General features: G+C 67.0%; 23 protein-coding genes and 1 riboswitch. Of the genes, 15 read left to right on the top strand and 8 right to left on the bottom strand.

Features of this window, described 5'->3' with window-relative positions:
• Positions 1-13: 13 nt before the first annotated feature.
• On the bottom strand, positions 14-844 hold the full coding sequence (locus B5X90_RS18095) for an HAD-IIA family hydrolase (protein WP_079555319.1): 831 nt from the start codon (positions 842-844) through the stop codon (positions 14-16).
• Positions 845-902: 58 nt separating this feature from the next.
• Between B5X90_RS18095 and B5X90_RS18090 the strand changes: the two genes are divergently transcribed.
• The 4 genes from B5X90_RS18090 to B5X90_RS18075 all read left to right on the top strand — a co-directional run bounded on the left by B5X90_RS18090 (position 903) and on the right by B5X90_RS18075 (position 4,052).
• Positions 903-1,580 (top strand): TrmH family RNA methyltransferase, encoded by a 678-nt coding sequence (locus tag B5X90_RS18090; protein WP_079555318.1) that lies wholly within the window; start codon positions 903-905, stop codon positions 1,578-1,580.
• Between the two features lie 188 nt (positions 1,581-1,768).
• Positions 1,769-2,461 (top strand): DedA family protein, encoded by a 693-nt coding sequence (locus B5X90_RS18085; RefSeq protein WP_079555317.1) that lies wholly within the window; start codon positions 1,769-1,771, stop codon positions 2,459-2,461.
• A 143-nt stretch (positions 2,462-2,604) separates the two neighbouring features.
• Complete coding sequence (gene fbaA, locus B5X90_RS18080) at positions 2,605-3,624, top strand: class II fructose-bisphosphate aldolase (protein WP_018776137.1); 1,020 nt, start codon at positions 2,605-2,607, stop codon at positions 3,622-3,624.
• A gap of 2 nt (positions 3,625-3,626) precedes the next feature.
• A complete protein-coding gene (locus B5X90_RS18075) occupies positions 3,627-4,052 on the top strand; it encodes a DUF3151 domain-containing protein (RefSeq protein WP_018776136.1) in 426 nt (141 codons plus the stop codon).
• A 230-nt stretch (positions 4,053-4,282) separates the two neighbouring features.
• Here B5X90_RS18075 and B5X90_RS18070 read toward each other — a convergent pair whose 3' ends face one another.
• Both B5X90_RS18070 and B5X90_RS18065 read right to left on the bottom strand, forming a co-directional pair.
• Entirely contained in the window at positions 4,283-4,915 is a 633-nt protein-coding gene (locus B5X90_RS18070; protein WP_079555316.1) for a uracil-DNA glycosylase, read from the bottom strand.
• 186 nt (positions 4,916-5,101) lie between these two features.
• The gene (locus tag B5X90_RS18065) at positions 5,102-6,310 is read right to left on the bottom strand and encodes a cobalamin-independent methionine synthase II family protein (RefSeq protein WP_079555315.1); all 1,209 of its coding nucleotides are present in this window, start codon (positions 6,308-6,310) and stop codon (positions 5,102-5,104) included.
• Between the two features lie 398 nt (positions 6,311-6,708).
• Between B5X90_RS18065 and B5X90_RS18060 the strand changes: the two genes are divergently transcribed.
• The gene (locus tag B5X90_RS18060; RefSeq protein ID WP_079555330.1) at positions 6,709-7,998 is read left to right on the top strand and encodes an adenylosuccinate synthase; all 1,290 of its coding nucleotides are present in this window, start codon (positions 6,709-6,711) and stop codon (positions 7,996-7,998) included.
• Between the two features lie 140 nt (positions 7,999-8,138).
• On the opposite strand, the gene B5X90_RS18055 is transcribed toward B5X90_RS18060, so the two are convergent.
• Positions 8,139-8,801 carry a GntR family transcriptional regulator gene (locus B5X90_RS18055; RefSeq protein WP_079555314.1) on the bottom strand — a complete coding sequence of 221 codons (663 nt, stop codon included), beginning with the start codon at positions 8,799-8,801 and terminating at the stop codon, positions 8,139-8,141.
• A gap of 104 nt (positions 8,802-8,905) precedes the next feature.
• Here B5X90_RS18055 and B5X90_RS18050 point away from each other — a divergent pair, with 104 nt between their 5' ends.
• From B5X90_RS18050 to B5X90_RS18035, 4 genes are all read left to right on the top strand, one after another.
• Positions 8,906-9,916 carry a 1-aminocyclopropane-1-carboxylate deaminase gene (locus tag B5X90_RS18050; protein ID WP_079555313.1) on the top strand — a complete coding sequence of 337 codons (1,011 nt, stop codon included), beginning with the start codon at positions 8,906-8,908 and terminating at the stop codon, positions 9,914-9,916.
• Positions 9,917-10,235: 319 nt separating this feature from the next.
• Complete coding sequence (locus B5X90_RS21310; RefSeq protein ID WP_079555312.1) at positions 10,236-10,706, top strand: hypothetical protein; 471 nt, start codon at positions 10,236-10,238, stop codon at positions 10,704-10,706.
• A gap of 131 nt (positions 10,707-10,837) precedes the next feature.
• Positions 10,838-11,386, top strand: a complete 549-nt coding sequence (locus B5X90_RS18040) for an RNA polymerase sigma factor (protein WP_179129190.1) — start codon at positions 10,838-10,840, stop codon at positions 11,384-11,386.
• Complete coding sequence (locus tag B5X90_RS18035) at positions 11,383-12,201, top strand: hypothetical protein (protein ID WP_079555311.1); 819 nt, start codon at positions 11,383-11,385, stop codon at positions 12,199-12,201. Before B5X90_RS18040 ends, B5X90_RS18035 begins: the two co-directional genes overlap by 4 nt.
• A 112-nt stretch (positions 12,202-12,313) precedes the next feature.
• Here B5X90_RS18035 and B5X90_RS18030 read toward each other — a convergent pair whose 3' ends face one another.
• From B5X90_RS18030 to acs, 4 genes are read right to left on the bottom strand one after another with little or no spacing between them, the layout of a single operon-like run.
• Positions 12,314-12,808: a CoA-binding protein gene (locus B5X90_RS18030; RefSeq protein ID WP_079555310.1), complete on the bottom strand. Its 495-nt coding sequence runs from the start codon at positions 12,806-12,808 to the stop codon at positions 12,314-12,316.
• A complete protein-coding gene (locus B5X90_RS18025) occupies positions 12,808-14,148 on the bottom strand; it encodes an O-acetylhomoserine aminocarboxypropyltransferase/cysteine synthase family protein (RefSeq protein WP_079555309.1) in 1,341 nt (446 codons plus the stop codon). The genes B5X90_RS18030 and B5X90_RS18025 overlap by 1 nt, the downstream gene beginning before the upstream one ends.
• Positions 14,148-15,362, bottom strand: coding sequence for a dimethylsulfone monooxygenase SfnG (gene sfnG, locus B5X90_RS18020; RefSeq protein WP_079555308.1), 1,215 nt, complete (start codon positions 15,360-15,362; stop codon positions 14,148-14,150). The genes B5X90_RS18025 and sfnG overlap by 1 nt, the downstream gene beginning before the upstream one ends.
• A 10-nt stretch (positions 15,363-15,372) precedes the next feature.
• Positions 15,373-17,598, bottom strand: coding sequence for an acetate--CoA ligase (gene acs, locus B5X90_RS18015; protein ID WP_079555307.1), 2,226 nt, complete (start codon positions 17,596-17,598; stop codon positions 15,373-15,375).
• 305 nt (positions 17,599-17,903) lie between these two features.
• Between acs and B5X90_RS18010 the strand changes: the two genes are divergently transcribed.
• From B5X90_RS18010 to B5X90_RS17985, 6 genes are all read left to right on the top strand, one after another.
• A complete protein-coding gene (locus B5X90_RS18010; RefSeq protein ID WP_079555306.1) occupies positions 17,904-18,329 on the top strand; it encodes a CoA-binding protein in 426 nt (141 codons plus the stop codon).
• A gap of 97 nt (positions 18,330-18,426) precedes the next feature.
• Positions 18,427-18,517, top strand: a riboswitch (SAM riboswitch).
• Between the two features lie 139 nt (positions 18,518-18,656).
• Positions 18,657-19,466, top strand: a complete 810-nt coding sequence (locus B5X90_RS18005; protein ID WP_043436621.1) for a methionine ABC transporter ATP-binding protein — start codon at positions 18,657-18,659, stop codon at positions 19,464-19,466.
• Positions 19,459-20,124, top strand: a complete 666-nt coding sequence (locus tag B5X90_RS18000) for a methionine ABC transporter permease (protein ID WP_079555305.1) — start codon at positions 19,459-19,461, stop codon at positions 20,122-20,124. The genes B5X90_RS18005 and B5X90_RS18000 overlap by 8 nt, the downstream gene beginning before the upstream one ends.
• Positions 20,125-20,170: 46 nt before the next feature.
• Complete coding sequence (locus B5X90_RS17995) at positions 20,171-21,613, top strand: LLM class flavin-dependent oxidoreductase (RefSeq protein ID WP_079555304.1); 1,443 nt, start codon at positions 20,171-20,173, stop codon at positions 21,611-21,613.
• Positions 21,614-21,645: 32 nt separating this feature from the next.
• Entirely contained in the window at positions 21,646-22,515 is an 870-nt protein-coding gene (locus tag B5X90_RS17990) for a MetQ/NlpA family ABC transporter substrate-binding protein (RefSeq protein ID WP_079555303.1), read from the top strand.
• A gap of 27 nt (positions 22,516-22,542) precedes the next feature.
• Positions 22,543-23,823 carry an acyl-CoA dehydrogenase family protein gene (locus B5X90_RS17985; RefSeq protein WP_079555302.1) on the top strand — a complete coding sequence of 427 codons (1,281 nt, stop codon included), beginning with the start codon at positions 22,543-22,545 and terminating at the stop codon, positions 23,821-23,823.
• Positions 23,824-23,840 lie beyond the last annotated feature (17 nt).

The following is a 23,840-nucleotide window of genomic DNA, read 5'->3' as shown; positions in this document are numbered from 1 at the left end:
TCTGGGGTGTTGCTCAGATCTGGGTCTTGAGGTCCGCCACGGAGTTCAGGATCTGGTTGGGCCGGAACGGATACGCGGCGATGTCGTCCCGGTGGGTGATGCCGCTGAGCACCAGCACCGTGTGCAGGCCCGCCTCCATGCCAGCGATGATGTCGGTGTCCATGCGGTCGCCGATCATGGCCGTGGTTTCCGAGTGCGCGTCGATCTGGTTCATCGCCGACCGGAACATCATGGGGTTGGGCTTGCCCACAATGTACGGTTCGCGGCCCGTGGCCTTGGTGATGAGGGCAGCGATGGCCCCGGTGGCAGGCATGGGGCCGTCCTTCGAGGGCCCGGTGGCGTCCGGGTTGGTGGCGATGAAACGCGCGCCGGCGAGGATCAGGCGGATGGCCATGGTGATGGCTTCAAACGAATAGGTGCGGGTCTCGCCGAGCACCACGAAGTCGGGGTTCTGGTCGGTGAGGATGAAGCCGGCCTCGTGGAGCGCCGTCGTGAGTCCTGCTTCGCCGATGGTGTAGGCGCGGTTTCCTGATTCCGAGCCGCGGACCTGGTCCTTGAGGAACTGGGCCGTGGCCAGGGCCGAGGTCCAGATGTTCTCCTCCGGGATTTCCAGGCCGGATGAGCTCAGCCGGGCCGCGAGGTCCCGGGGCGTGAAGATCGAGTTGTTAGTCAGCACGAGGAACCGCTTGGAAGTATCCACCCAGCGCTGGATCAGCTCCGCCGCGCCCGGGATGGGCTGGTTCTCGTGGACCAGCACGCCGTCCATGTCCGTGAGCCAGCATTCGATTTCCTGGCCGCTGCGGTACACCGACGCGGATGAGCGTACTTCGTCTGACTCTGCCATGGGGGACCTCCGCCGCTGGTGATGTGCTGCTTACTGGCTCCCAGTCTAATGTTGAGGAGTGACTGAACAGCCCGAAAGCCCCGCCCCGTCCCTTCCCGCCGCAGAGGAAGGGCCGGAACCGAAGGCGGAGGTCGGCGTCGGCCCGTGGGAAGGCGAACTTCCACAGGGCGGGCACTGGGACCCGGACCTGCTGGCGGACGGCGACCGGCGCAACGTGGTGGACAAGTACCGGTACTGGAAGCACGAGGCGATCGTGGCCGACCTCGACTCCAAGCGCCACAATTTCCATATCGCGATCGAGAACTGGCAGCACGACCTCAACATCGGCACCGTGGTGCGGACCGCCAACGCGTTTCTGGCCAAGGAAGTCCACATCATCGGACGACGCCGGTGGAACCGCCGCGGGGCCATGGTCACCGACCGCTACCAGCACGTCCGCCACCACCCCACCGTCGAGGACTTCGTGGCCTGGGCACAGGGGGAGGGGCTGGCGATCATCGGGATCGACATCTTCCCGGACTCCGTGCCGCTGGAGACCTACGAACTGCCCAAGGACTGCGTCCTGGTTTTCGGCCAGGAAGGCCCGGGCCTGACCCCTGAAGTCCACGAAGCGGCACTGGACACCCTGTCGATCGAGCAGTTCGGCTCCACCCGTTCCATCAACGCAGCCTCCGCCGCCGCGATCGCGATGCACGCCTGGATCCGCCGCCACGTGTTCGGCCAGCTCCCGGGCTAACGCCACTCTTAGGCGTCCGTGGCCCGGAAGTTCCGCACCGGCAAGCGTGCCGTTGACTTGGGTCGCAAACCAGCAGACGCTGTCGGTGCAAGGCGAACGCGCGAGGAGAAGGATGTGGACCAGGACCGAAGGCATCACCGTTGCACGTCGGATGAGTCCGTCCCGTCCGGCAGGGGAGCGGAAACCCGGTGAGCGGGTTTGTGGACAGCGTCCTGAATGTAGATCCTCCGCTGGCCCTGATCATCGTGGGTTTGCTGGTCTTCGCCGAGGATGCCCTCTTCGTCGGCTTCGTTGTCCCCGGCGAGACCGCCGCGGTTCTGGGCGGGGTGGTGGCCAGCCGCGGGGTCCTGCCCTTGTGGTCCGTGATGGTCGTGGTCGTGCTGGCCGCGATCATCGGGGACTCAGCCGGATACGAGGTCGGTAAACACCTGGGACCGAGACTTCTGGGTCTGAAGGTCATGAACAGGCGTCTGGCCAGCCTTGAAAAGGCGCAGGAATTCCTGCGCCTCCGAGGCGGTTCAGCGGTTTTCCTGGGCAGGTTTGTGGCATTTTTCCGCGCCGTCATGCCCGCACTGGCCGGCAGCTCACGGATGCCCTACCTGAAGTTTCTGGCCTTCAATGCTGCCGGCGGCCTGGTGTGGGGTGCAGGATTTGTCCTGCTCGGTTACCTGGCCGGGAACTCCTACCAAGCGGCAGCCACATCTGCCGGACGCGGCGTCACCGCAGTGGTTGCGGCAGTCGTGGTGGCCGCCGTGATCACGTGGCGGATCCGGAAAGCCCGCGCCACGCGGAAAGCCCGCGCCACGCGCAACGCCGGCGGCCGGCGCAACGCCGGCGGCGGGGCCGGCGCCGGCCGGTCCGCCGGCAGGCCGGAACCATGACCGAAGTCCCCGGCCGCGAGTGTTACAGGGGCCACGTGACCGGAGACACGGCCCCGGCGCAGGAATGGCTAGGATGGTTCCTAGCCGACGAGGTTCCCTCCAGGATCACCAGCCCGTAGACGAAATTCACATTAGGAGTCAGCATGCCCATTGCAACCCCAGAGATCTACTCCGAGATGATCGACCGCGCAAAGACGGGCGGCTTCGCCTTCCCGGCGGTCAACGTCACGTCCTCCCAGACCCTGAACGCCGCCCTGCGCGGCTTCGCCGAGGCCGAGTCCGACGGCATCGTCCAGGTCTCCACCGGCGGTGCGGCCTACTGGTCCGGCGCCGCCACCAAGGACATGGTTGCCGGCTCGCTCGGCTTTGCCGCGTTCGCCCGCGAAGTCGCGAAGAACTACGGCGTGAACATCGCCCTGCACACGGACCACTGCCCCAAGGACAAGCTGGACGGCTTTGTGCTCCCGCTGCTCGCCGCCTCCGAGGCCGAGGTCAAGGCAGGCCGCAACCCCCTCTTCAACTCGCACATGTGGGACGGCTCCGCCGAGACCCTGCAGGAAAACCTGCGGATCGCCCGCGAACTGCTCGAGCGCACCGCCGCCGCCAAGATGATCCTCGAGGTCGAGATCGGCACCGTGGGCGGCGAGGAAGACGGCGTCGAGAACGCCATCAACGACAAGCTCTACACCACGGTCGAGGACGCCCTGGCCACCATCGACGCGCTCGGTTCCGGCGAAAACGGCCGCTACATCACGGCCCTGACCTTCGGCAACGTGCACGGCGTCTACAAGCCGGGTGGCGTCAAGCTCCGCCCCGAGATCCTCAAGGACATCCAGGAGCAGGTCGGCGCCAAGATCGGCAAGGCCAACCCGTTCGACCTCGTGTTCCACGGCGGCTCCGGCTCCTCGGACAAGGAAATCGCGGACGCCGTCTCCTACGGCGTCATCAAGATGAACATCGACACCGACACCCAGTACGCCTACACCCGCCCCGTGGTGGACCACATGTTCCGCAACTACGACGGCGTGCTGAAGGTCGACGGCGAGGTCGGCAACAAGAAGCTCTACGATCCCCGCGTCTGGGGCGCTTCGGCGGAGGCCGGCCTGGCCGCCCGCGTGGTCGAGGCCGCCCAGCAGCTGGGTTCCACCGGCAAGACCTTCTAGCCATGTCTGATGAGTTCCGGAAAAATCTGATGGGTCCCGAGCCCACGCTCCTGCCTGCCGAGAGCGAGATCTACCAGCATCTCGCGCTCGGCCAGGAAGCCGTGGACCTCGTGGCGAAGCACCCCACCTCCTCGCTCCTGTGGGCCATTCTCGCCGAGGAGGCCTGGAACGAGGGCCGCACCATCGATTCCTACGCGTACTCGCGGGTCGGCTACCACCGCGGCCTGGATTCGCTGCGCCGCAACGGGTGGCGCGGGGTCGGGCCGATCCCGTGGGAGCACGAACCCAACCGAGGCTTCCTGCGCTCCCTCTACTCGCTTGGCCGTGCGTCCGCGGCGATCGGCGAGGCCGAGGAGCCGGAGCGGATCGAAAAGTTCCTGAAGGATTCCGATCCCGGCGCGAAGGCGGCCATCGAAGCCGAGGGCTGAGGCGGGCAACCAACCCCAACGCGGGGTCACTTACGGCCCATTCCATTCCGGTGGATGGGCCGGAAGTGACCCCGCGTTGGGGTTTAACCAACGACGGCGGGCTCCCACCTTAAGGTAGGAGCCCGCCGTCGTTATGTGTTCGAGTGCATGTGGGTGTTCGAGTCTGGTGGGTGGGCCCACGCCTGCAGGGTCCCCTGGCCGAGCTTGCGAGGCTAGGGTGCAGGTGGGGACTAGCTGGCTTTGGCCAGGCCCGTGCGGGCCATGGCGTCGGCATACGCGGTGTGCATCTCCGCCAGGTACTCTTCCTGCCGGGCCGGGGTGCCGGCGAACGCCCGGCCGCTGAGCGAGCGGACCTTGTAGGTCTTGAGGCCGCGGCGCCAGATCATGGGCACTTCGGTCTTGAGCAGCAGGTTGGCCAGGCGGTTGGCCTCGGTACCGTGGGCGATGATCACGGAGGCGCGGGGAACGAGGGCCAGGAACTTCAGCAGCGGCTTCAGGCCTGCGGAAATCTGGTCCGGCGTGAACTTGCCGTTCGGCTCGCCGGGGACGTGCCACGGGTGGACGTTCCAGGGCATGACGAATTCGGGGCGGAGGCCGAGCTTCCATTGGATGCCCAGCATGCGGGTGGCGGCCTCGTCGTCGCCGGCGGTGATGAAGCCTGACGCGTCAGCGGTGCCGATGTTGGAGTACAGGCTGATGATCCGGCACTCGTCGACGTCGTGCATGGGGTCCACGTAGGGGACAGCGGTGCCAGCTTTGGTTGCCTGGAGGACGTCAAGGAGCTCGTTGACGGGGGCGACGTTGGGTTCGTACCGGCGGCTCAGAAGCTCTTCGCGGAAATTTTCGGTGGCCAGGGCTGTCATATGTTGCTGGGTCTCCTGCGGGATTGGCAAAGCAGCCACACCGGATGCAGGCACGCCGGATACCGGGCATGCGGAGCATTGGTGTGGTTTGAAAATGTGGTGTGGACCGATTCCTGGTCGATCCTTATAAGTCTATCAAGCCCCGCGAAATGCAGCGCCGGGCTGGACCCCGCCGGGCCGGTGCTGCTACCAGAGCCGCCGGGTGGCGCGGCGTGCGCCTTCGCCCAGGGCCTCCAGCTTGGCGTACGCGATTTGGGGATGCACCCTGCCGCCCAGGCCGCAATCGGTGGACGCAATCACGTTTTCACGTCCCACGAGCTCGGCGAAGCGCACGATCCGGTCGGCCACGAGGTCCGGATGCTCCACGACGTTGGTGGCGTGCGAGACGACGCCGGGGATGATGACCTTCCCCTCGGGAAGCTTCGCATCCTCCCAGACGCGCCATTCGTGCTCGTGCCGGACGTTGGCAGCCTCGAAGGAGTAGCCGCCGGCATTGACCTGCAGGACTGAGTCGACGATGTCCGCAAAGGGGATGTCCGTGGTGTGCGGGCCGTGCCAGGAACCCCAGCAGACATGCAGCCGGATTTGCTCCTGGGGAAGGCCGCGCAGCGCCCAGTTCGTTGCTTCGACCCGGAGCTGGATGAACTTCAGGTAGTCCGCCAGGCTCGGCTCCGGGTTGATCTGGTCCCAGCTCTCGGCCAGGGAGGGGTCGTCGAGCTGGACTGTCAGGCCGGCGTCGATGATGGCCTTGTATTCCTCACGCATGGCGTCGGCGCAGGCGTAGAGGAGTTCCTCGTCGCTGCCGTAGTACTCGTTGGCCACCCGGGCGCATGAACCGGGGGAGAGGGAGGCGATGAACCCCTCGGCGAGCCCGGCCGCCGCCAGGCCGGCCTTGAGGTTGGCAACGTCCGAGGCCACGAGCTCCTGGCCTGTGTACGTCAGCGGCCCGGCGATCTTGGGCTGTGTGACGGCCTTGCGGTGGGCCAGGATCCCGGAGGAGGGGTCGTTGTAGGCGTCATCGAACTTCTGCCGGTCCCGGCGGTCCGGGAAGGAGGTCAGGACGATGTGGCCGGGCGAGGAGCGGTGCACCTTGGCGTCGGCCCAGCGGTCCACGTCGGTCGGTTCCAGGCCGCCGAGCCGTGAGAAGGAGTAATTCCACCAGGCGCCGTAGTCCACGGAGCTGGACATCGTGTGCCCGTACTCGCCGTCATTGGGGACGTCGATTCCCAGCTCCTTCTGGCGCTGGACGACGTCCACCACTGAGGTTTCGAGCAGGTCCAGGAATTCGGGCGTGATGCCGTCGGTTTCCTTGGCCTCGTTCGCGGCGATCAGCTCCGGCGTGCGGGGCAATGAGCCGGCATGGGTCACACGGATGTGGTCAGTGGTCCGGGGCATGGCGCGGATTCCTTTCGGCCGCTCGGGATTCTCACTCCCACTCAATTCCACCCCGCGCTCTCCCGCAAGGGGTGCCCGCTATGTGTCGGGCCTGAGCGGGTGGATGATGCATCTATGACGAACGACATAGGGGCTCGTCCCCTGCCGCGGCGGACGCGTGGCCTCCCTCGCGGATCCCGCCCTGGCGTTCACCACCGGCTGGACGGCGCGTCCAAGCAAGGACCCAAAGCGATGCCGGGCACCGATTTCGGCTAAACTTGGGTGGTAAGAGCCCCGGAACTCTGGCGTTGGACACGAACACAGCGATAGATTCGGGGCATTCTCATGAACGGCGCTGAGCTGCGGGGACCACCTGGTCAATAAACGCAGTTCGGCCCGAACGAATGGGGGAGGATCCCATGCCAGCAATCGTGATCGTCGGAGCCCAATGGGGCGACGAAGGCAAAGGTAAGGCCACTGACCTGCTTGGCGGCCGCGTCGACTATGTCGTCAAGCCCAACGGCGGCAACAACGCCGGGCACACCGTTGTCGTAGGCGGTGAGAAGTATGAGCTCAAGCTCCTTCCGGCCGGCATCCTAAGCCCGAACGCGGTTCCGATCATCGGCAACGGCTGCGTGGTGAACCTGGAAGCCCTGTTCCAGGAGATCGACGGACTGGAGGCCCGCGGCGCGGACACCTCCAAGTTGCGCGTCTCCGCCAACGCGCACCTCGTGGCGCCCTACCACCAGGTCCTGGACAAGGTCACCGAACGGTTCCTCGGCAGCCGTGCCATCGGCACCACCGGCCGCGGCATTGGCCCGGCCTACATGGACAAGGTGGCCCGCCTCGGCATCCGCGTCCAGGACGTCTTTGACGCCTCGATCCTGCGCCAGAAGGTAGAGGGTTCGTTGCGCCAGAAGAACGAGCTCCTGGTCAAGGTCTACAACCGCCGGGACATCGAGGTGGACGAGATCGTGGAGTACTTCCTGTCCTTCGCCGAGCGCCTCCGCCCGCTGGTCATCGACAGCACCTACGTCCTGAACACCGCCCTGGACGAGGGCAAGGTGGTCCTCATGGAAGGCGGCCAGGCCACCTTCCTGGACGTCGACCACGGCACCTACCCCTTCGTGACGTCCTCGAACCCGACCGCGGGCGGTGCCTCCGTGGGCTCCGGCATCGGCCCCACCCGGATCTCGCGTTCCATCGGCATCATCAAGGCCTACACCACCCGCGTGGGCGCAGGGCCGTTCCCGACGGAACTGTTCGATGAGATGGGCATGTACCTGCAGAAGACCGGCGGAGAGTTCGGCGTCAATACCGGCCGTCCCCGCCGTTGCGGCTGGTACGACGCCGTCCTGGCACGCCACGCCTCCCGGGTCAACGGCTTCACGGACTACTTCGTCACCAAGCTGGATGTGCTGACGGGCATCGAACAGATTCCGGTCTGCGTTGCCTACGACGTCGACGGCGTTCGGCACGACGAAATGCCCATGACCCAGACCGAGTTCCACCACGCCAAGCCGATCTTCGAATACTTCGAAGGCTGGACCGAGGACATCACCGGCGCCCGCACGCTGGAGGACCTGCCGGAGAACGCCCGGAACTACGTCCTTGCCCTGGAAAAGCTCTCCGGCACGCGGTTCTCCGCGATCGGCGTAGGCCCGGACCGCGACCAGACGATCGTTGTCAACGATTTGATCCTCGACTGACACTGGCTAACACTGACTGACGCGTCACCAACCGGCGTACGACGGCGGCGGGTCGCCCCTGCGGGGCGACCCGCCGCCGTCGCAGTTAAGGCCGCGGCCATGCCTGGGTCACGTCGGGCCCAGCCGGGACCGCGCCGGTTCTAGGCGGGGTCTTCCGCGGACGTGAACCGCAGCGAGAGCCAGTTCTCCCGGCACGCCCTGGCGGCGGCCTCGGCGTCGCCCAGGCGGGCGAGCCGGATGATGTCAGCGTGCTGCGCCACCGATTCCCGGGCGGCAAATGAGCCGAAGCGCATCCGCTCCACCCGGCGCAGGACGGGGGTGGTCTGTTCCAGGAGGTCCCGGAGGACCGGGTTGCCGCTGACGGTGACAAAGACGGCGTGGAAATCGTCATCGGCACGCAGCGCCGACTCGACGTCCGCCGCCTGCAGGGCCCGTTCGAAGCGCGCATTGGCCCCGGCCATCGCGGCGAGGTGCTCTTCCGCCAGAGTCGGGACGGCCAGGCGTGCTGCCAGCTCGTGCAGTCCCGCCACCACCTGTTGCGTGCTGAGGGTCGAGGCCGGGTCGCACGGGGCCACGATGGTCGCCTTGCCCGGCAGCGCAACCACCAGGCCGGCGCGTTCCAGCCGCAGCAGCGCCTCGCGGATGGGTGTCCGGCTCACTCCGAGCCACGCTTCCAGTTCGGCGTCCTTCAGCCGTTCGCCCGGCTCGAAGGTGCCATCGACGATCGCGTTACGGATCGATTCAAAGACGTTGTCCCGCAGCAGCGGCCGCTTGTGGACTCCGGCGAGCGAGGGTACGGGCATGCAACATATCGTATATCCCCCTTGCCCTGCCGGAGCTCGCATCCGACAATGCAATATATTGCATATTTGCTGTGACCGTATCCACCGCTAGCGAAGGACCGACGATGGCCATCACCGATTTCGAACGCTACCCCCTGATGTTTGGCCCGAGCCCCATCCATCCGCTGCCGCGGCTCAGCGCACACCTGGGCGGAGCGCAGATCTGGGCGAAACGCGAGGACGTCAACAGCGGCCTCGCGTTTGGCGGCAACAAGACGCGCAAGCTTGAATACTTCGTCCCGGAGGCCTTGGCGCAGGGTGCGGACACCCTCGTCTCGATTGGCGGCTACCAGTCCAACCACACCCGCCAGGTCGCGGCGGTGGCCGCTAAGCTCGGCCTCAAAGCGCGCCTGGTCCAGGAAAACTGGGTCGACTGGCCCGATCCGCTGTCCGACCGGGTAGGCAACATCCTGCTCTCGCGGATCATGGGCGCCGACGTGCGGCTGGACAGTGCGGGCTTCGACATTGGCATCCGCAGCAGCTGGGAGACCGCCATCGAAGAGGTCAAAGCCGCCGGCGGCAAGCCCTACGCGATCCCGGCCGGCGGGTCCGACCACAGGCTGGGCGGTCTGGGCTTCGCCAACTGGGCCTACGAGGTGCAAGAGCAGGAGCGCGAGCTCGGCATCTTTTTCGACACGATTGTCGTCTGCACCGTCACGGGCTCCACCCACGCCGGGATGATCGCGGGTTTTGCCGGCCAGGACAAACCGCGCCGCGTGATCGGCATCGACGCTTCGGCAACCCTGGCGAAGACCCGTGACCAGGTGGAACGCATCGCCCGGAACACCGCCGAGCTGATCGGCCTGGGCAGGGAACTCCGGGACGAGGAAATCAACGTCATGGAGGGCTGGGCCGGGGACCTCTATGGGATTCCCGTCGATTCCACCCTGGAGGCCATTCGGCTGGGCGCCTCGCTCGAGGCCATGATCACCGATCCCGTCTACGAGGGAAAGTCCTTCGCCGGGCTGATCGACCTCGTCAAAAGCCGGGAAATTCCGGCCGGCAGCAATGTCCTCTACGCCCACCTCGGCGGCCAGATAGCCCTAAACGCCTACAGCGGACTCTTCCGCTCCTGACACTGCGCACGACGGCGGCGGCTCCCCTGGTGGGACCCGCCGCCGTCGTCGTTAAGCCCCTGCAGCGACGGCTCAAAAAAGAAATCAAGAAAATTTCCGAACAGCGCGTAACCTTTCGGACCCATCCAGCGATTACTCCTTTGTAAGCGCCGCCGGAGCCTGGACCCCCACCAGTCACCGGCTGGCCTTCCACCGTAAGTGCCGGCCGGCGCCTGCCCCCATGGGCGCCGGCCAGCCTTTTCTGGCGAGAGCGGGCTGTCGACTGCCCCCCGAGGCCTCAGCCCGCCTTCCACCAAAAAACAAAGGATGTATGTCTGTTATGAAGAGTGTTAGCAAGACCACCAAGATTGCTGTCGGCGCCGCCATCCTGGCAGTCGGAGGTTTCTCCGGCATCGGACTGGCCAATGCGGCCCAGGTCTCCAGCACCCAGCAGTCCAACGTGAACCACGCTACGCCCGCCACGCCGGCTGTCCCGGCCGTTCCGGCCACACCGACGCTGCCGGCGAAGCCCGCCGTTCCGGCCGTCCCCGCGGTTCCGGCTGCACCGTCCACCGACGGCACGGCCAAAGGCCACACCGACGCCGAGGTTGATGGCACCGAGGCTGACGGTTCCGTAGACGGCTCCGTGGACTCAGAGGGTGCTGCCGGCGAGGCGCACGCCAACGCCAACGTGAAGGCCGCAGTGCCGGCAACTCCGGCCGTCCCCGCGGTCCCCGGCGCCAACGGCGTTCCGGCAACTCCGGCCGTCCCGGCCCAGCCGTCCGTCGAGCTGCCCCAGCACGACAAGTAATTTCCGGCTGATTGGCCTGGACCCGGGCGCGGGTCTGCAAGCAAGGAGAGAGCCCTCATTTTGAAGGGCTCGGGGGTGCGGCCGCTAGACTTGCGGGGGCCGCACCCCAGCAGTAACGGAAGGACAGCCTCTTGGCGCAGCAGCTAAGCGATGACGAATTGTCAGCCGCCTTAGCTGGTGACCCCTCGGGGTTCAGTGCGGTGTACAGGGTCATTTCGCCGGCCGTGCTGGGCTACTTCCGGGTCCGGGGCGTGGACGACGCGGAGGCCCTGACCCAAGACGTGTTCGTGGACGTCCTGCCAAAACTGGGCGGTGTCAGCGGCGGCCACGCAGGTCTCAGGACCTTCATCTTTTCCGTAGCCCACGCGCGGCTGGTCGACTACAGGCGGCGGGCTGAACGCACTCCGCATTTGGCCGAATACGATCCGCTGAACGACGCCCGGTACTCGGCATCCGCCGAAGACGAAGCGCTCGGCTCCCTGGGCGGTATCTCGGACACTCTCGCGAGGCTCAATGAGGAGCAGCGCGAGGTTCTGGTCCTGCGGATCGTCGCGGACCTCTCCATCGAACAGGTGGCCGGCATCATGGACAAGACGCCGGGTGCCATCAAGCAGCTTCAGCGCCGCGGGCTCAGTGCCCTGCGCGAACTCGTAACCGAAAAGGACCACGCAGCATCATGACCGGCACCCGCGACCCCCAGCAGGATGGCACCATCCAGGCGATGCTGGGCGACTCCGGCCTCGAATCCGCTGCCGAGCTTCGGAGCGCACTGGAACAGCTCCGCGCCGTGGTCCCGGATGCGGCTCCCGCGCCCCGCGCCGACCTCGCGGCCCTGCTCGCGGCCGGAACAGCCGGAGCAGCCGTTCCAGCCGACCCTGACTTCGCCACGACGACGGCGCTGCCCACCGTCGCGTCCGCGAAGAATGACGCCGGTGAACCGCTGCCGGCCGGAGTCACCAGCCTGGCCGAGCGCCGCGGCCGGAAGCGCCGGCTGGCAATCGTCGGCGGCGCCGTCGTGGGTGCCATGACCCTTGGTGCCGGCGCCGTGGCCGCATCCAGCGAGGACTTCCGGCACAGCGTCAGCCACACCGTCGGGGTCATCTTCCAGGCTCCGGGCCACGGCGGCACACCGGCTCCGGGGCGTGTCCAGCCCTCGCCGTCCACCATCCCCGCCCTTCCCGCGCCCGCCGCCACGCCGGGCCACGGCACGCCCGGAACGCCCGGTGCTGACCCTTCCGGCGCATCGACGCCCAGCAGCTCCAGCACTCCGGGCGCCCCGGCGGCCGGACACGCGCCGGCCGCCTCGCCCCCCGCCGTCGGCCGCGACGGCATCCTGCCGACCCCCGGGCAGCGGCCCGGGGCGCCGGGGCTGCCCGGATCGCCCGGCCTTCCGGGCGGCGGCGGAAACGCGGGCAAGGACCTGCCGCGCGTTCCGGGCCACATCACGCCAACTCTGCCGGCCGCCGTTCCGACCAAGGCCCCCGGCCAGCCATAAACCTCTAGACCCCTTTGTTAACCCGGTCGCGCTATCACTTTGGGCCGTTTCTGAGCGCTCAGAAACGGCCCAAAGTGATAGCGCAACGGGGTGGGGTGGCAGGTGGGTGGAGTTAGGCCTGGACCTGCCGCTTGGAAGAAATAACTCCGGTGTCGAACCCGGCCAGGTGCAGGCCGCCGTGGAACCGGGCATGCTCAATCTTCACGCAGCGGTCCATCACGACGTCGAGTCCGGCGGCCTCGGCCTCCTTGGCGACGTCCTCGTGCCAGGAGCCCAGTTGCAGCCAGAGGGTCTTGGCGCCGGCGGCAATGGCCTCATCCAGGACGCCGGGCAAGTCGCCGTGCTTGCGGAACACGTCCACAATGTCCGGGCTTTCCGGCAGATCCGCGAGTGACGCATACGTCGGCTGGCCCAGGATTTCCTTTACCACCGGGTTCACGAAATAGACCTTGTACCGGGTGGAGGACTGCAGATAGGTGGCCACGAAATAGCTCGCGCGCGAGGGCTTGTCGGATGCGCCCACAATCGCGATCGACTTCGCCTGCCGCAGCAGGTTCAGGCGCTCCGGCGCCGAGGGGCCGGTCCAGGTCCGTTCTTCAACACTCATCAGTTCGCTCCGATCGTGCAGGCTTCAGCCTCTGCGGATGCATCCGGGGCTGCTGCCTCCGAGGCGGCGGCCAGCGCCTGGTCCAGGTCCCAGAGGATGTCATCGATGTCCTCGAGGCCCACGGAGATGCGGACCAGGTCCTCGGGGACACCTGCGGACTCGAGCTGTTCCGGGCTCAGTTGCTGGTGGGTGGTGGACCCGGGGTGGATGACCAGGGTCCGGGAGTCGCCCACATTGGCCAGGTGCGAGGCCAGCTGCAGGGACTCGATGAACGTCTGCCCCGCGGCCCGGCCGCCCTTGACGCCGAAGGAAAACACCGAGCCCGGACCCAGCGGGAGGTATTTCCTGGCCCGCTCGAAGTGCGGGTGCGAGGGCAGGCCGGAGAAGTTCACATAGGCCACGCGCTCGTCCGCTTCCAGCCATTCGGCCACGGCCTGGGCGTTCCTCAGGTGCTCGTCGAGGCGCTGGGGGAGCGTCTCCACGCCCTGGAGCAGCTGGAACGCCGACTGCGGGGACAGCGCGGGTCCGATGTCGCGCAGCTGTTCGCAGCGCAGCTTGGTGAGGAACCCGTACTCGCCGAAGTTCCCCCACCAGGAGACGTTGCCGTAGGAGGCCACGGGCTCGGTCATGGCCGGGAAGTTGCCGTTGCCCCAGTCGAAGCGGCCGCTTTCGACGATCACGCCGCCGAGGGTGGTGCCGTGGCCGCCGAGGAACTTGGTGGCGGAGTGGATCACGATGTCCGCCCCGTGCTCGATCGGCCGCACGAGGTAGGGCGTGCTCAAGGTGGCGTCGACGACGAGCGGGACGCCGGCGTCGTGCGCCACCTTCGCGAGGGCCGCAAGGTCCTGGACTTCCGAGGACGGGTTGGCCACCACCTCCACGAAGATCGCCTTGGTGTTCCCGCGCACCGCGGCGGCGTAGTCCGCCGGATCGGTGCCGGCGACGAATGTGGTGTCCACGCCGAAGCGGCGCAGCGTGACGTCCAGCTGGGTGACCGTGCCGCCGTAGAGCTGGGAGGCGGCCACGATGTGGTCCCCGGCCTGGGTCAGCGCGGCAAAGGTGATGAACTCCGCCGCCATGCCCGACGACGTCGCCACCGCGCCGATTCCGCCCTCCAGGGAGGCGATGCGCTCCTCGAAGGCGGCCACGGTGGGGTTGCCGATCCGGGAATAGATGTTGCCGTATTTCTGCAGCGCGAAGAGGTTCGCGGCGTCCTGGGTGTCCTTGAACACGAAGGAGGTGGTCTGGTAGATCGGCACGGCGCGGGCGCCGTGCTCGGCGTCGGGGGTGCCGCCGGCGTGCAGCGCGCGGGTGCGGAATCCGTACTTGCGGTCAGCCATTACGCGTTCACCAGCTTGCTGGCAGCGCCGTTTGCCGCCGGGGTCCGGGACAGGTCCAGTTCGACGCCGTTTTTCCGGGCGAGGTCGGCCTCGAGTCCGCGGACAATCGGCAGGACGTCCTGGCCGAACGCGGCGACTTCCTCCTGGAAGTGCAGGTAGCCGGTCAGGAACAGGTTCACGCCGATCTTCTTGTACTCCACGATCCGCTCGGCGATCTGCTCCGGGGTGCCGATCAGCTGCGTCTTGAAGCCGTCGTTGTACTGGACCAGGTCCTCGAAGCTCGAGTCGGCCCACATGCCCTTGCCGTCCTTGGTGGACGCCCCGGCTTCCTGGACGGCGGCGCGGAACCCCTCCACGGCGGGCTTGTGCGCCTTCTCGACGATCTCGCGGAGGGTGTCGCGGGCTTCCTTCTCGGAATCCCGGGCGATGACGAAGCCGTTCAGGCCAAACCTGGGAGAGGTGAGTGTGGGCAGGGCGCCCCCGGCCCCGCGCCCACTGTCTCCGGCGGCCGCGACGACGCCGGCGATGTTCTCTTTGAATCCGTCGAGGTCCTTGCCGTTGGAGAAGTACCAGTCAGCCACCCGGCCGGCGGTGGCCTGCGCGGCCGTGGAGTTTCCGCCGAAGAAGATCTCCGGGTGCGCCCGGCCCGGCACGTCCACCGGTGCCGGGTTCAGGGTGAAGTCGGTGATGTTGTAGTACTTGCCGGACTGGCTGTAATCCTGCTCGGTCCAGAGCCCGCGGAGGACCTTGATGAATTCCTCGGTGCGGACGTAGCGCTCGTCGTGTTCGAGCCATTCGAGGCCGAAGTTGGTGAATTCATCCTTGAGCCAGCCGGAGACGATGTTCACGGCGGCGCGGCCGTTGGAGATGTGGTCCGCGGTGATGATGTACTTCGCCAGCACGCCGGGGTGCCACATGCCCGGATGGACGGCGGAGATCACCTTGAGCCGCTCGGTGGCGGCCAGCAGCGCCAGGCTGAACGAGGTGGCCTCGTGCTGCTTGTCCGCGCCGTAGGAGGCGGCGTACCGGGTCTGGGTCAGGGCGTATTCGAAGCCCGAGTTCTCCGCGATTCTGGCCAGCTTCTTGTTGTATTCGAAGTCCCAGCCGGTGCGCTGTTCGATGGTGGACACCACCAGGCCGCCGGAGACGTTGGGGACCCAATAGGCGAACTTGAGCGGTTCGGAAAGACGGGCGACGTTGCTGATCTTAGTCATGGGTGTTCCTTTACTTCCGGGTGGGGCTTGCTGTTGCCAGGCGTTCCGCGGCGCGGTCGCGCAGCACATCCTGGATGCCCGCGATGGATGGTTCGTTCTGCAGCGAGGTGGTGTCACCGAGCGTTGTGCCTTCGAACAGCTGGGTCAGCAGCCGGCGCATGATCTTGCCGCTGCGGGTTTTCGGCACATCGGGAACGACGACGACGTCCCGCGGCTTGGCGATCGGCCCGATCTCCTTCGCGACGTGCGCCTTCAGCACACCCTGGATGTCGGGGGTGGCCGCCGAATCCTTCAGCACCACGAACGCGACGATCGCGTGGCCGGTCTTTGGGTCCGCAACCGGGCAGACGCCGGCCTCCACAACGTCCGGGTGGGTGACGAGCGCCGATTCGACCTCGATGGTAGAGAGCAGGTGTCCGGAGACGTTGAGGGTGTCGTCCACCCGCCCGAGGATCCAGATGTCGCCGTCGTCGTCATACTTGGCGCCATCACCGGCGAGGAACCAGCCCTGCTCGGCGTATTGGCGCCAGTACGAATCGAAGTAGCGGCGCGGGTTGCCCCAGACGGTCCGGGCGATCGCCGGGCCGGGGGAGTCCACCACGATGAAACCCTGGACGCCGGGCGGTACCGTGTTGCCGGCGTCGTCCACGATGCGCGTGCTGACGCCGGGCAGCGGGCGGGCTGCGCAGCCGGGTTTGAACGCGGTGTCCGTCGGGGCGGGGGAGAGGATGGTGGCGCCGGTTTCGGACTGCCACCAGGTGTCCACTACCGGGGCGGTGCCGGCGCCGATGTTGGTCCGGAACCAGCGCCAGGCCTCGGGGTTGATGGCCTCGCCCACCGTGCCGAGGAGGCGGATGGAGGAGAGGTCGTACCTGTCCGGGACGCCGTCAGGGAACCAGCCCATGAGGGAGCGGACCAGGGTGGGCGCGGTGTAATACTGCGTGACCGCGTAGCGTTCGATGATTTCAAAATGCCGGCCCGGGTGCGGGGTGTTGGGTGTGCCCTCGAAGATGACCTGCGTGGCGCCGTTGGAGAGCGGGCCGTAGAGCTCGTAGGTGTGCGCGGTGACCCAGGCGAGGTCGGCCGTGCACCAGTGCACGTCCTTCTCCCGCAGTGTGGGGTCGGGGTTGCTGAACAGGTGCTCGAAGCTCCAGGACGCCTGTGTGAGGTAGCCGCCGGAGGTGTGGACCAGGCCCTTGGGCTTGCCGGTGGTGCCGGAGGTGTACATGATGAACAGCGGCGTCTCGGCGTCGAACGCTTCGGCTTCGTGAGTCTCGGAAGCGGTGCCGACGGCGTCGTGCCACCACACATCACGGCCCGCGGTCATCGGGACCGTGTCCAGCTCGCCCGCCGGTGTGGTCCGGTTGACCACCAGGACGTGCTCGATGGCGTTGTCGCCGGCGACGGCGGCGTCCGCGTTGTCCTTGACCGGCACGGCGGTGCCGCGGCGGAACTGGCCGTCGGTGGTGACCAGGAGCTTGGCGCCGGTGTCCTCCACCCGGAACTTCAGGGCCTCGGCGGAGAACCCGCCGAAGACCAGGGAATGGATGGCGCCGATGCGGGCCACGGCGAGGGTGATGATCACGGTTTCGGGGATGACGGGGAGGTAGATGACCACCCGGTCGCCCTTGGTGATGCCGAGATCCAGGAGGGCATTGGCGGCCTTGGAGACCTCGCGCTGGAGTTCGGCGTAGGTGACGGCACGGCGGTCACCGGGCTCGCCCTCGAAGTGCAGGGCCACCTTGTCCCCGCGCCCCGCCGCTACGTGGCGGTCGACGCAGTTGTAGGCGACATTGAGTCTGCCCCCTTCGAACCAGGTGATCTGCGGTCCGACGCCGGCCTCGACGTCGGCCGGGACCCGGCGGTGCGCCGTGTGCCAGGGCTTGGCGCGATCCGTTGCTGCGCCAGGCAGGTCCGCCCAGTCGAGGCGGAGAGCCTGGGTTTCCCAGAACGCAACCGTCTCTGCCTGGGCAGTTCCCGCGGTCGCGGCGGCGCCGTGCCGGGGAGGATGGTTTCCGGAGGTGGTGCTGCGGTGACGCGCCGGCCCGTCGGCGGGGACGCCGTGCACTGCGCCGTCCGTGGGCTCGTTCAGGGACCATCCCGAAGAGCCGCGAGAGGAGCCGGGCGCGTCACGCAGCCCTGCTTCGTTCGCCGTCGCGTCCGAAGTGGTTTGTGGGATTGCCTCGGACGCGGTCCGGGCAAAGGTGGGCAGGGCGGAAGAATTCTCAGGGGTCATTGCTGCACTCCATCGGTCCTGGCAGTAGCACCCTTGGTCGCTCCGGCTCCCTCGAATTTCAGCGAAGGAGGGCGGAACGGTTGCGTGGGAATGGTCGTCTCACGTCACCGGGGGTTGCTGCGGCGTCATCGATCCAGGTCTCTCGGCCGCTCGGGATGGTCATTACCTACTAGAGCTTCAGATGCACCATTCCGCAAAATCGGCGCCGGGAGCGCTGTAATATTCGTTCACCCGGCGTGCGTCCGGTCCAGATCATTCATTTATTCGACAATTGTCCGGAAAGGTCGCAGGAGTAAGGTTGATGCATGGCCCATGTTAACGATCCGGCAGTCATTGACCGCCTCATGCGAACCAAAGGCACGTGGGCGGTGGTCGGCCTCACCACCAACGAATGGCGCTCAGCGTTTGACGTCTCCCTTTATGTCCGGGACCGGATGGGCATGACCATCATTCCGGTCAACCTTCCGGGCGACGACGTCCACGGCGAGAAGGGGTACCGTTCCCTGACTGACATCCCTCCGGAGAAGCACCCGATCGACGTCGTGGACTGCTTCGTCAACTCCCACAGGGTGGGGGCCGTCATAGACGAGGCCATCGCAGTAGGCGCCAAGGCCGTCTGGCTGCAGCTGGGCGTCTTCGACGACGCCGCGACGGACCGCGCCAAGGCCGCCGGGCTGGACGTCGTCGTGAACGCGTGCCCCGCCCGCGAAGGCTGGCGCGTGGGCATCTAACGGCCCGGGAATGACGATCAACAGATCGGGAAGAGTCGGTTACAAAATGTGACCGGCTTTTTCAGTATCCGGTCCCTTGCCGTGTGAGATGGACTCGTAACCATCCCGAGCGGCTGAGAGATCTGGCTCCGTGACGCCGCAGCAACCCCCTCCTTTGAGGACGGTGCTACCGCCAGGACCGATGGAGAACCACTGTGTTCTGAGGCTCCGCGGCTTCGCTCAGCGCTGCCCGGAAGCAAGGACCCAGGGCTTTCCTCGGGCGAGCCCGGAGGAAATCATGAACACGCAGACAGCGGCGGCGCCGCGGCCCCGAGCAGGTGGTGGCCTGTGATCGAGATCCAGAACGTCAGCACGTCATTCGCTTCAGCCGCGGGACCTTTCACGGCCGTCGATGACGTCAGCCTGCACATCAGGCGGGGCACCATCCAGGGCATCATCGGGTTCTCCGGCGCCGGCAAATCCACGCTGCTGCGCAACATCAACCTCCTCGAGCGCCCGACGTCGGGCCGCGTCCTGGTGGACGGCGTGGACCTGGTGACCCTGTCCGACGCCGAGCTCCGGACCAAGCGACACGACATCGGCATGATTTTCCAGCACTTTAATCTCCTCAACAACCTCACAGCCCAGGAAAATGTGGAGCTGTCCCTGAAGTTCGCCGGCGTCGGGAAGGCGGAACGCCGGCGGCGGGCCGCCGAAACCCTGGAAATCGTGGACCTCGCCGACAAAGCGGGAACGTATCCGGCCAAACTCTCCGGGGGCCAGAAGCAGCGGGTGGCGATCGCCCGCGCCCTCGCCACCGGGCCCAAGGTGCTGCTCTGCGACGAGCCGACGTCGGCCGTGGATCCCCGGACGACGTCATCGGTCCTGCAGTACCTGGCCGACGTCAACGCCGAATTCGGCATCACAATCGTGGTGGTCACCCACGAGATGAACGTCATCAAGGCCATCGCGGACAACGTCGCGGTCATGGAGGAAGGCCGGGTGGTGGAGCAGTTCGACCTCGCCGAACTCCAGCGCCCCGGCTTCCACCCGGCGACGTCGATCGGCCGCTACCTGGTCTCCGATGAGATCCAGCTGGACCGCTCCGGGAGGGGCACCCACACCACAGCCGCGTCGGAGGGCCTGATCAATGTTTGACCGCATCCTGGAAATCCTGCCCGAAATCGACGTCGCCATGGGACAGACCCTCACCATGCTGCTGGTGGCCATCCCGCTGGCGGTGCTGCTCGGCACACCGCTAGGTGTCCTGCTCTACACCATCGGTCCCAACGGGCTCAAGCACAGGCCAAAGCTGCACCGGGTCCTGGACGGGCTGGTCAACCTGCTCCGCTCGTTCCCGTTCCTGATCCTGCTGATCGCAATCATTCCCGTGACCAGGTTCATTGTCGGCACGACCATCGGCACGGCCGCCGTCATTGTCCCGCTGACCCTCAACGCCATTCCGTATTTCGCCCGCTTTGTGGAACAGAACCTGAGCCAGCTCGGCGGCGGAGTGGTCGAAGCGGCACGGTCCATGGGCGCCAGCCGGTCCCAGATCGTCCGGGACGTCCTGATTGTGGAGGCAAAGCCCGGACTCGTCAGCTCCATCACCATCATGACCGTCAGCTTCATCTCCTACTCGGCGATGGCAGGCCTGGTGGGCGGCGGCGGAATCGGCGACTTCGCCATCCGGTACGGCTATTACCGCTACGAAACGCCGCTCATGATCACCGCGATTGTCCTGATGATCCTGCTGGTCACCATCGTTCAGCTGGGCGGATCCTATGTTGCCCGGCGCCTGGACAAGCGCCTCTGAGCGCCGGCAGCACCCTCTTCCCACCTCCCTCAGCGGAAAGCACCCCATGACGTCAACACCCAGTACCCGTTTCGACGGACCCCGCCCCCGCCTGCTGATCAGCGCCTTCGTGATGAACACGTCCAGCCACATCATGGGCGGCCAGTGGCGGCGCCCGGAAGCCCAGCAGCACCGGTTCAACGAACTCCAGCTCTGGACCGACCTGGCCCGCCAGCTCGAAGACGCCAAGTTTGACGCGATCTTCTTCGCCGACGTCGTCGGTCTGTACGGCGACTACGACGGCGGGTGGGCATCGCTGCTGAAAAAGGGCCTGCAGGTGCCGTCCAACGACCCCCTCATCCTGCTGTCCGCGCTCGCCACCGGAACGCAGGAGATCGGGCTGGCCGCGACGTCGTCGGTAATTCAGAGCCATCCGTTCCAGTTCGCCCGGCAGATGTCCACGCTGGACCACATCAGCGGCGGCCGGGTGGCCTGGAACATCGTCACCAGCGTGCTGGAAAACGCGCACCGGAACTTCAACGCCACCGAGCTGACCAAGCATGACGAACGCTACGACTGGGCGGACGAATACGTCGAGGCCGCCTACAAACTGTGGGAAGGGTCCTGGGAAGACGATGCGCTGCTCCGGGACAAGGAGACCGGAGTCCACACCGACCCGGAAAAAGTCAGCAAGATCTACCACCGCGGACCCCGCTACTCGATCGACGGACCCCACCTCGCGGCCCCTTCGCCGCAGCGCACCCCGGTGCTCTTCCAGGCCGGAAGCTCCGGCCGCGGCCAGCAGTTCTGCGCCGCCAACGCCGAGGCCACCTTCACCCTCGCGCCGAGCACCGACGTGGCCGCGAAGTACACCGCGGCCGTCCGGGAACAGGCCGTTGCCGCCGGCCGCCATCCGGATGACGTGAAGTTCCTCCAGGGCATGCACTTCGTGGTGGGCGGCACGGAGGCCGAGGCGCTCCGCAAGGCCGACGAGCTCGAGGACAGCCTGGACATTGAGGCCCTGCTGGCCCACGTGGGCGGCGGGTTCGGCGTCGACCTCGGCGGGCTGCCGCTGGACACCCCGCTCGGGGACCTTGAGACGGAAGGCAGCCAGGGGCATCTCACGGCTATCCGCGCTTCCGTCCGAGGCGGCAATCCCACCCTCCGCGACATTGCGCTCTACCGCAGCCGGGCCAACCGGGTGGTGGGAACGCCGGACCAGATCGCGGACCGTCTCGAGCAGTGGCAGGACGCCGGAATTGACGGCATCAACATCATCAACCAGACCATCCCCGGCTCCTACACCGACTTCATCGACGGTGTGCTGCCGGAACTGCGCAGCCGCGGCCTCGCCCAGACCGGCTACGCGCCGGGAACCCTGCGCGAGAAGCTCTTCGGCGCCGGGCCGCGGCTCAACGGCCGGCACCCCGCCGCAGCCTTCCGGGGAGCCTTCACCGAATTCTCCGCGGCGGCCGAAAACCAGCCCGCCGGCGTTACCGCCCAGTCATAGCTCAGCGCGAACCACCACAAAGGACCAAGACCATGCAGCGTAGAAATTTCCTCAAGTATGCCCTCGCCGGCGCCGGTGCAGTCTCCGCCGCGGCACTGACCGGCTGCGGCCTCACCAACCCCGGCGGTGCCGCCGCCAGCGGCGGGAAGACGATCAAGATTATCGTCACCGAGTCCGCCCCGTACCAGGAACCGACCAAGCTGGCCCAGAAGCTGCTCGCGGCCCAGGGCTGGACCCTGGAGCCCACCTTCGTCACGGACATCATCCAGCCCAACCTGGCCGTGGCCAACGGCGAATTCGACGCCAACTTCTTCCAGCACAACGCCTACCTGAAGCAGTTCAACCAGGACAAGGGCCTGGAGAACGTGGGACTGTTCTACGTCTACAGCGCCCCGGGCGGCATCTGGTCTGACAAGTACAAGTCCCTCAAGGAGCTCCCGGACGGCGCCAAGATCGGCATTCCCGTGGACCCGGCGAACAACGGCCGGGCCCTGTTCATGCTGCGCGACGCCGGCCTGCTGGAGCTGTCCGACGCCACCGTGATCCACACCTCGCAAAAGAACATCACGGCCAACCCGAAGAAGCTGCAGTTCGTGGAAGTGGACCAGCAGTCCCTCGCCAAGACCCTTCCCGACGTCGACGCCGGCTTCCTGGTCGCCCGGATGGCCGCCGATGCCGGGCACAGCAAGGACGACGCGCTGGCCTTCGAAACGGATGCGGACCAGGTCCCGTTCCGGATCGTGGTTGCCGGGCGGAAAGATTTTGCCGGGTCGGAGAAGGCCGCGGCCCTCAAGGCCGCCTTCCAGTCCCCGGAGGTCAAAGCCTGGTTTGCCAGCTACCAGAAGGGCATCCTGCCCACCCCCTGGGACCAGGATCCCGCCGCCGACGCCGCCAAGCTCTAGCCCGGCCAACAGCAACCAAGGGAACGCATGTCCTACGCATCAGAGACCCTAGCCCCCGCAGCCCCGTCGGCCGCAGCACCATCGGCCGCGGCCCCGTCGGCCGCGGCCGCCTACGAGACGTTGGCGCAGCGTTTCCGGCCCGTGTTCGCCCGGATCGCGGAGGGCGCGCTGGCCCGCGAGCAGGACAGGGTCCTGCCCTTCGAACAGGTCCGCTGGCTGAACGAGGAAGGCTTCGGCCGGCTGCGGGTGCCCACGGAACACGGGGGCGACGGCATCGGTTTCGAGCCCTTCTTCCGGCTGCTCATCGAACTCGCCGAGGCGGATTCCTCCGTGGCCCACCTCTACCGCTCGCACTTCGCGTTCGTGGAGACCGTCGGCCTGGAATCCGAGGACTTCCGGAACCGCTGGTACCCGAAAGTTGTGGCCGGCGAGATCTTTGGCAACGCCGCCACGGAGAAATCCGGCAATGTCCTGGGCACCACCGGAACCAAGCTGACACGCCACGGCGGGGACTGGCTCTTGAACGGCAGGAAGTACTACACCACCGGCACCATCTTCGCCGAGTGGATTGCCGTCATGGCCAGCACCGAGGGCGTGGAGGGCCGCCAGTACGCCGTGGTCAGCACCACCCAGCCCGGAGTGGAAATCCTCGACGACTGGGACGGGTTCGGCCAGCAGTTGACCGGCACCGGCACCACGATTTTCCGTGACGCCGTGGTGCCGGACGCCAACATCATTCGGCGCTCGGAATCCACCACGCACGAGCCGGCCTTCTTCCAGCTGGTCCTGCTCGCCGTCCTGGCTGGCATCGGCCGGGCGGCGCTGGCCGACGCGTCGGCGCTGGTCCGCGACCGCAAGCGCACCTTCAACACCGGGTCCGGCGAACTGTTCCGCGACGACCCGCTGATCCTGCAGCTCGTGGGCCAGCTCTCGGCCAAGGTCTTCGCGGCGGAATCCGTGGTGCTGGCCGCCGCCCGGGAGCTCGACGTCGGCGCGGACCGAAACGTGGATCTCACCCCGGAGCAGCGCTACGTCCGCGGCGAGATCGCGGTGGAAAAGGCCCAGCTGCTGGTGCCGGAACTCGTCCAGTCCGCGGCCCAGCAGCTCTTCGACGTCACCGGTGCGTCCGCCACGTCGAAGTCGAAATCCCTGGACCGGCACTGGCGCAACGCCAGGACCGTTTCCACCCACAACCCCGCCGTGTTCAAGGCCCGCACCGTGGGCGACTACGAAGTCAACGGCACCACCCCGGAAGGGCTGCACAGCATCGGCGACGCCCGCGCAGCCGGACAGGCCGCAGCGGGATAGCTGGCAGCGGGGCCCGG

Source organism: Arthrobacter sp. 49Tsu3.1M3 (assembly GCF_900168135.1).
Taxonomy (GTDB): domain Bacteria; phylum Actinomycetota; class Actinomycetes; order Actinomycetales; family Micrococcaceae; genus Arthrobacter.
Note: the sequence above shows the minus strand (reverse complement) of the source record. Positions and strands in the feature narration are given on the sequence as shown.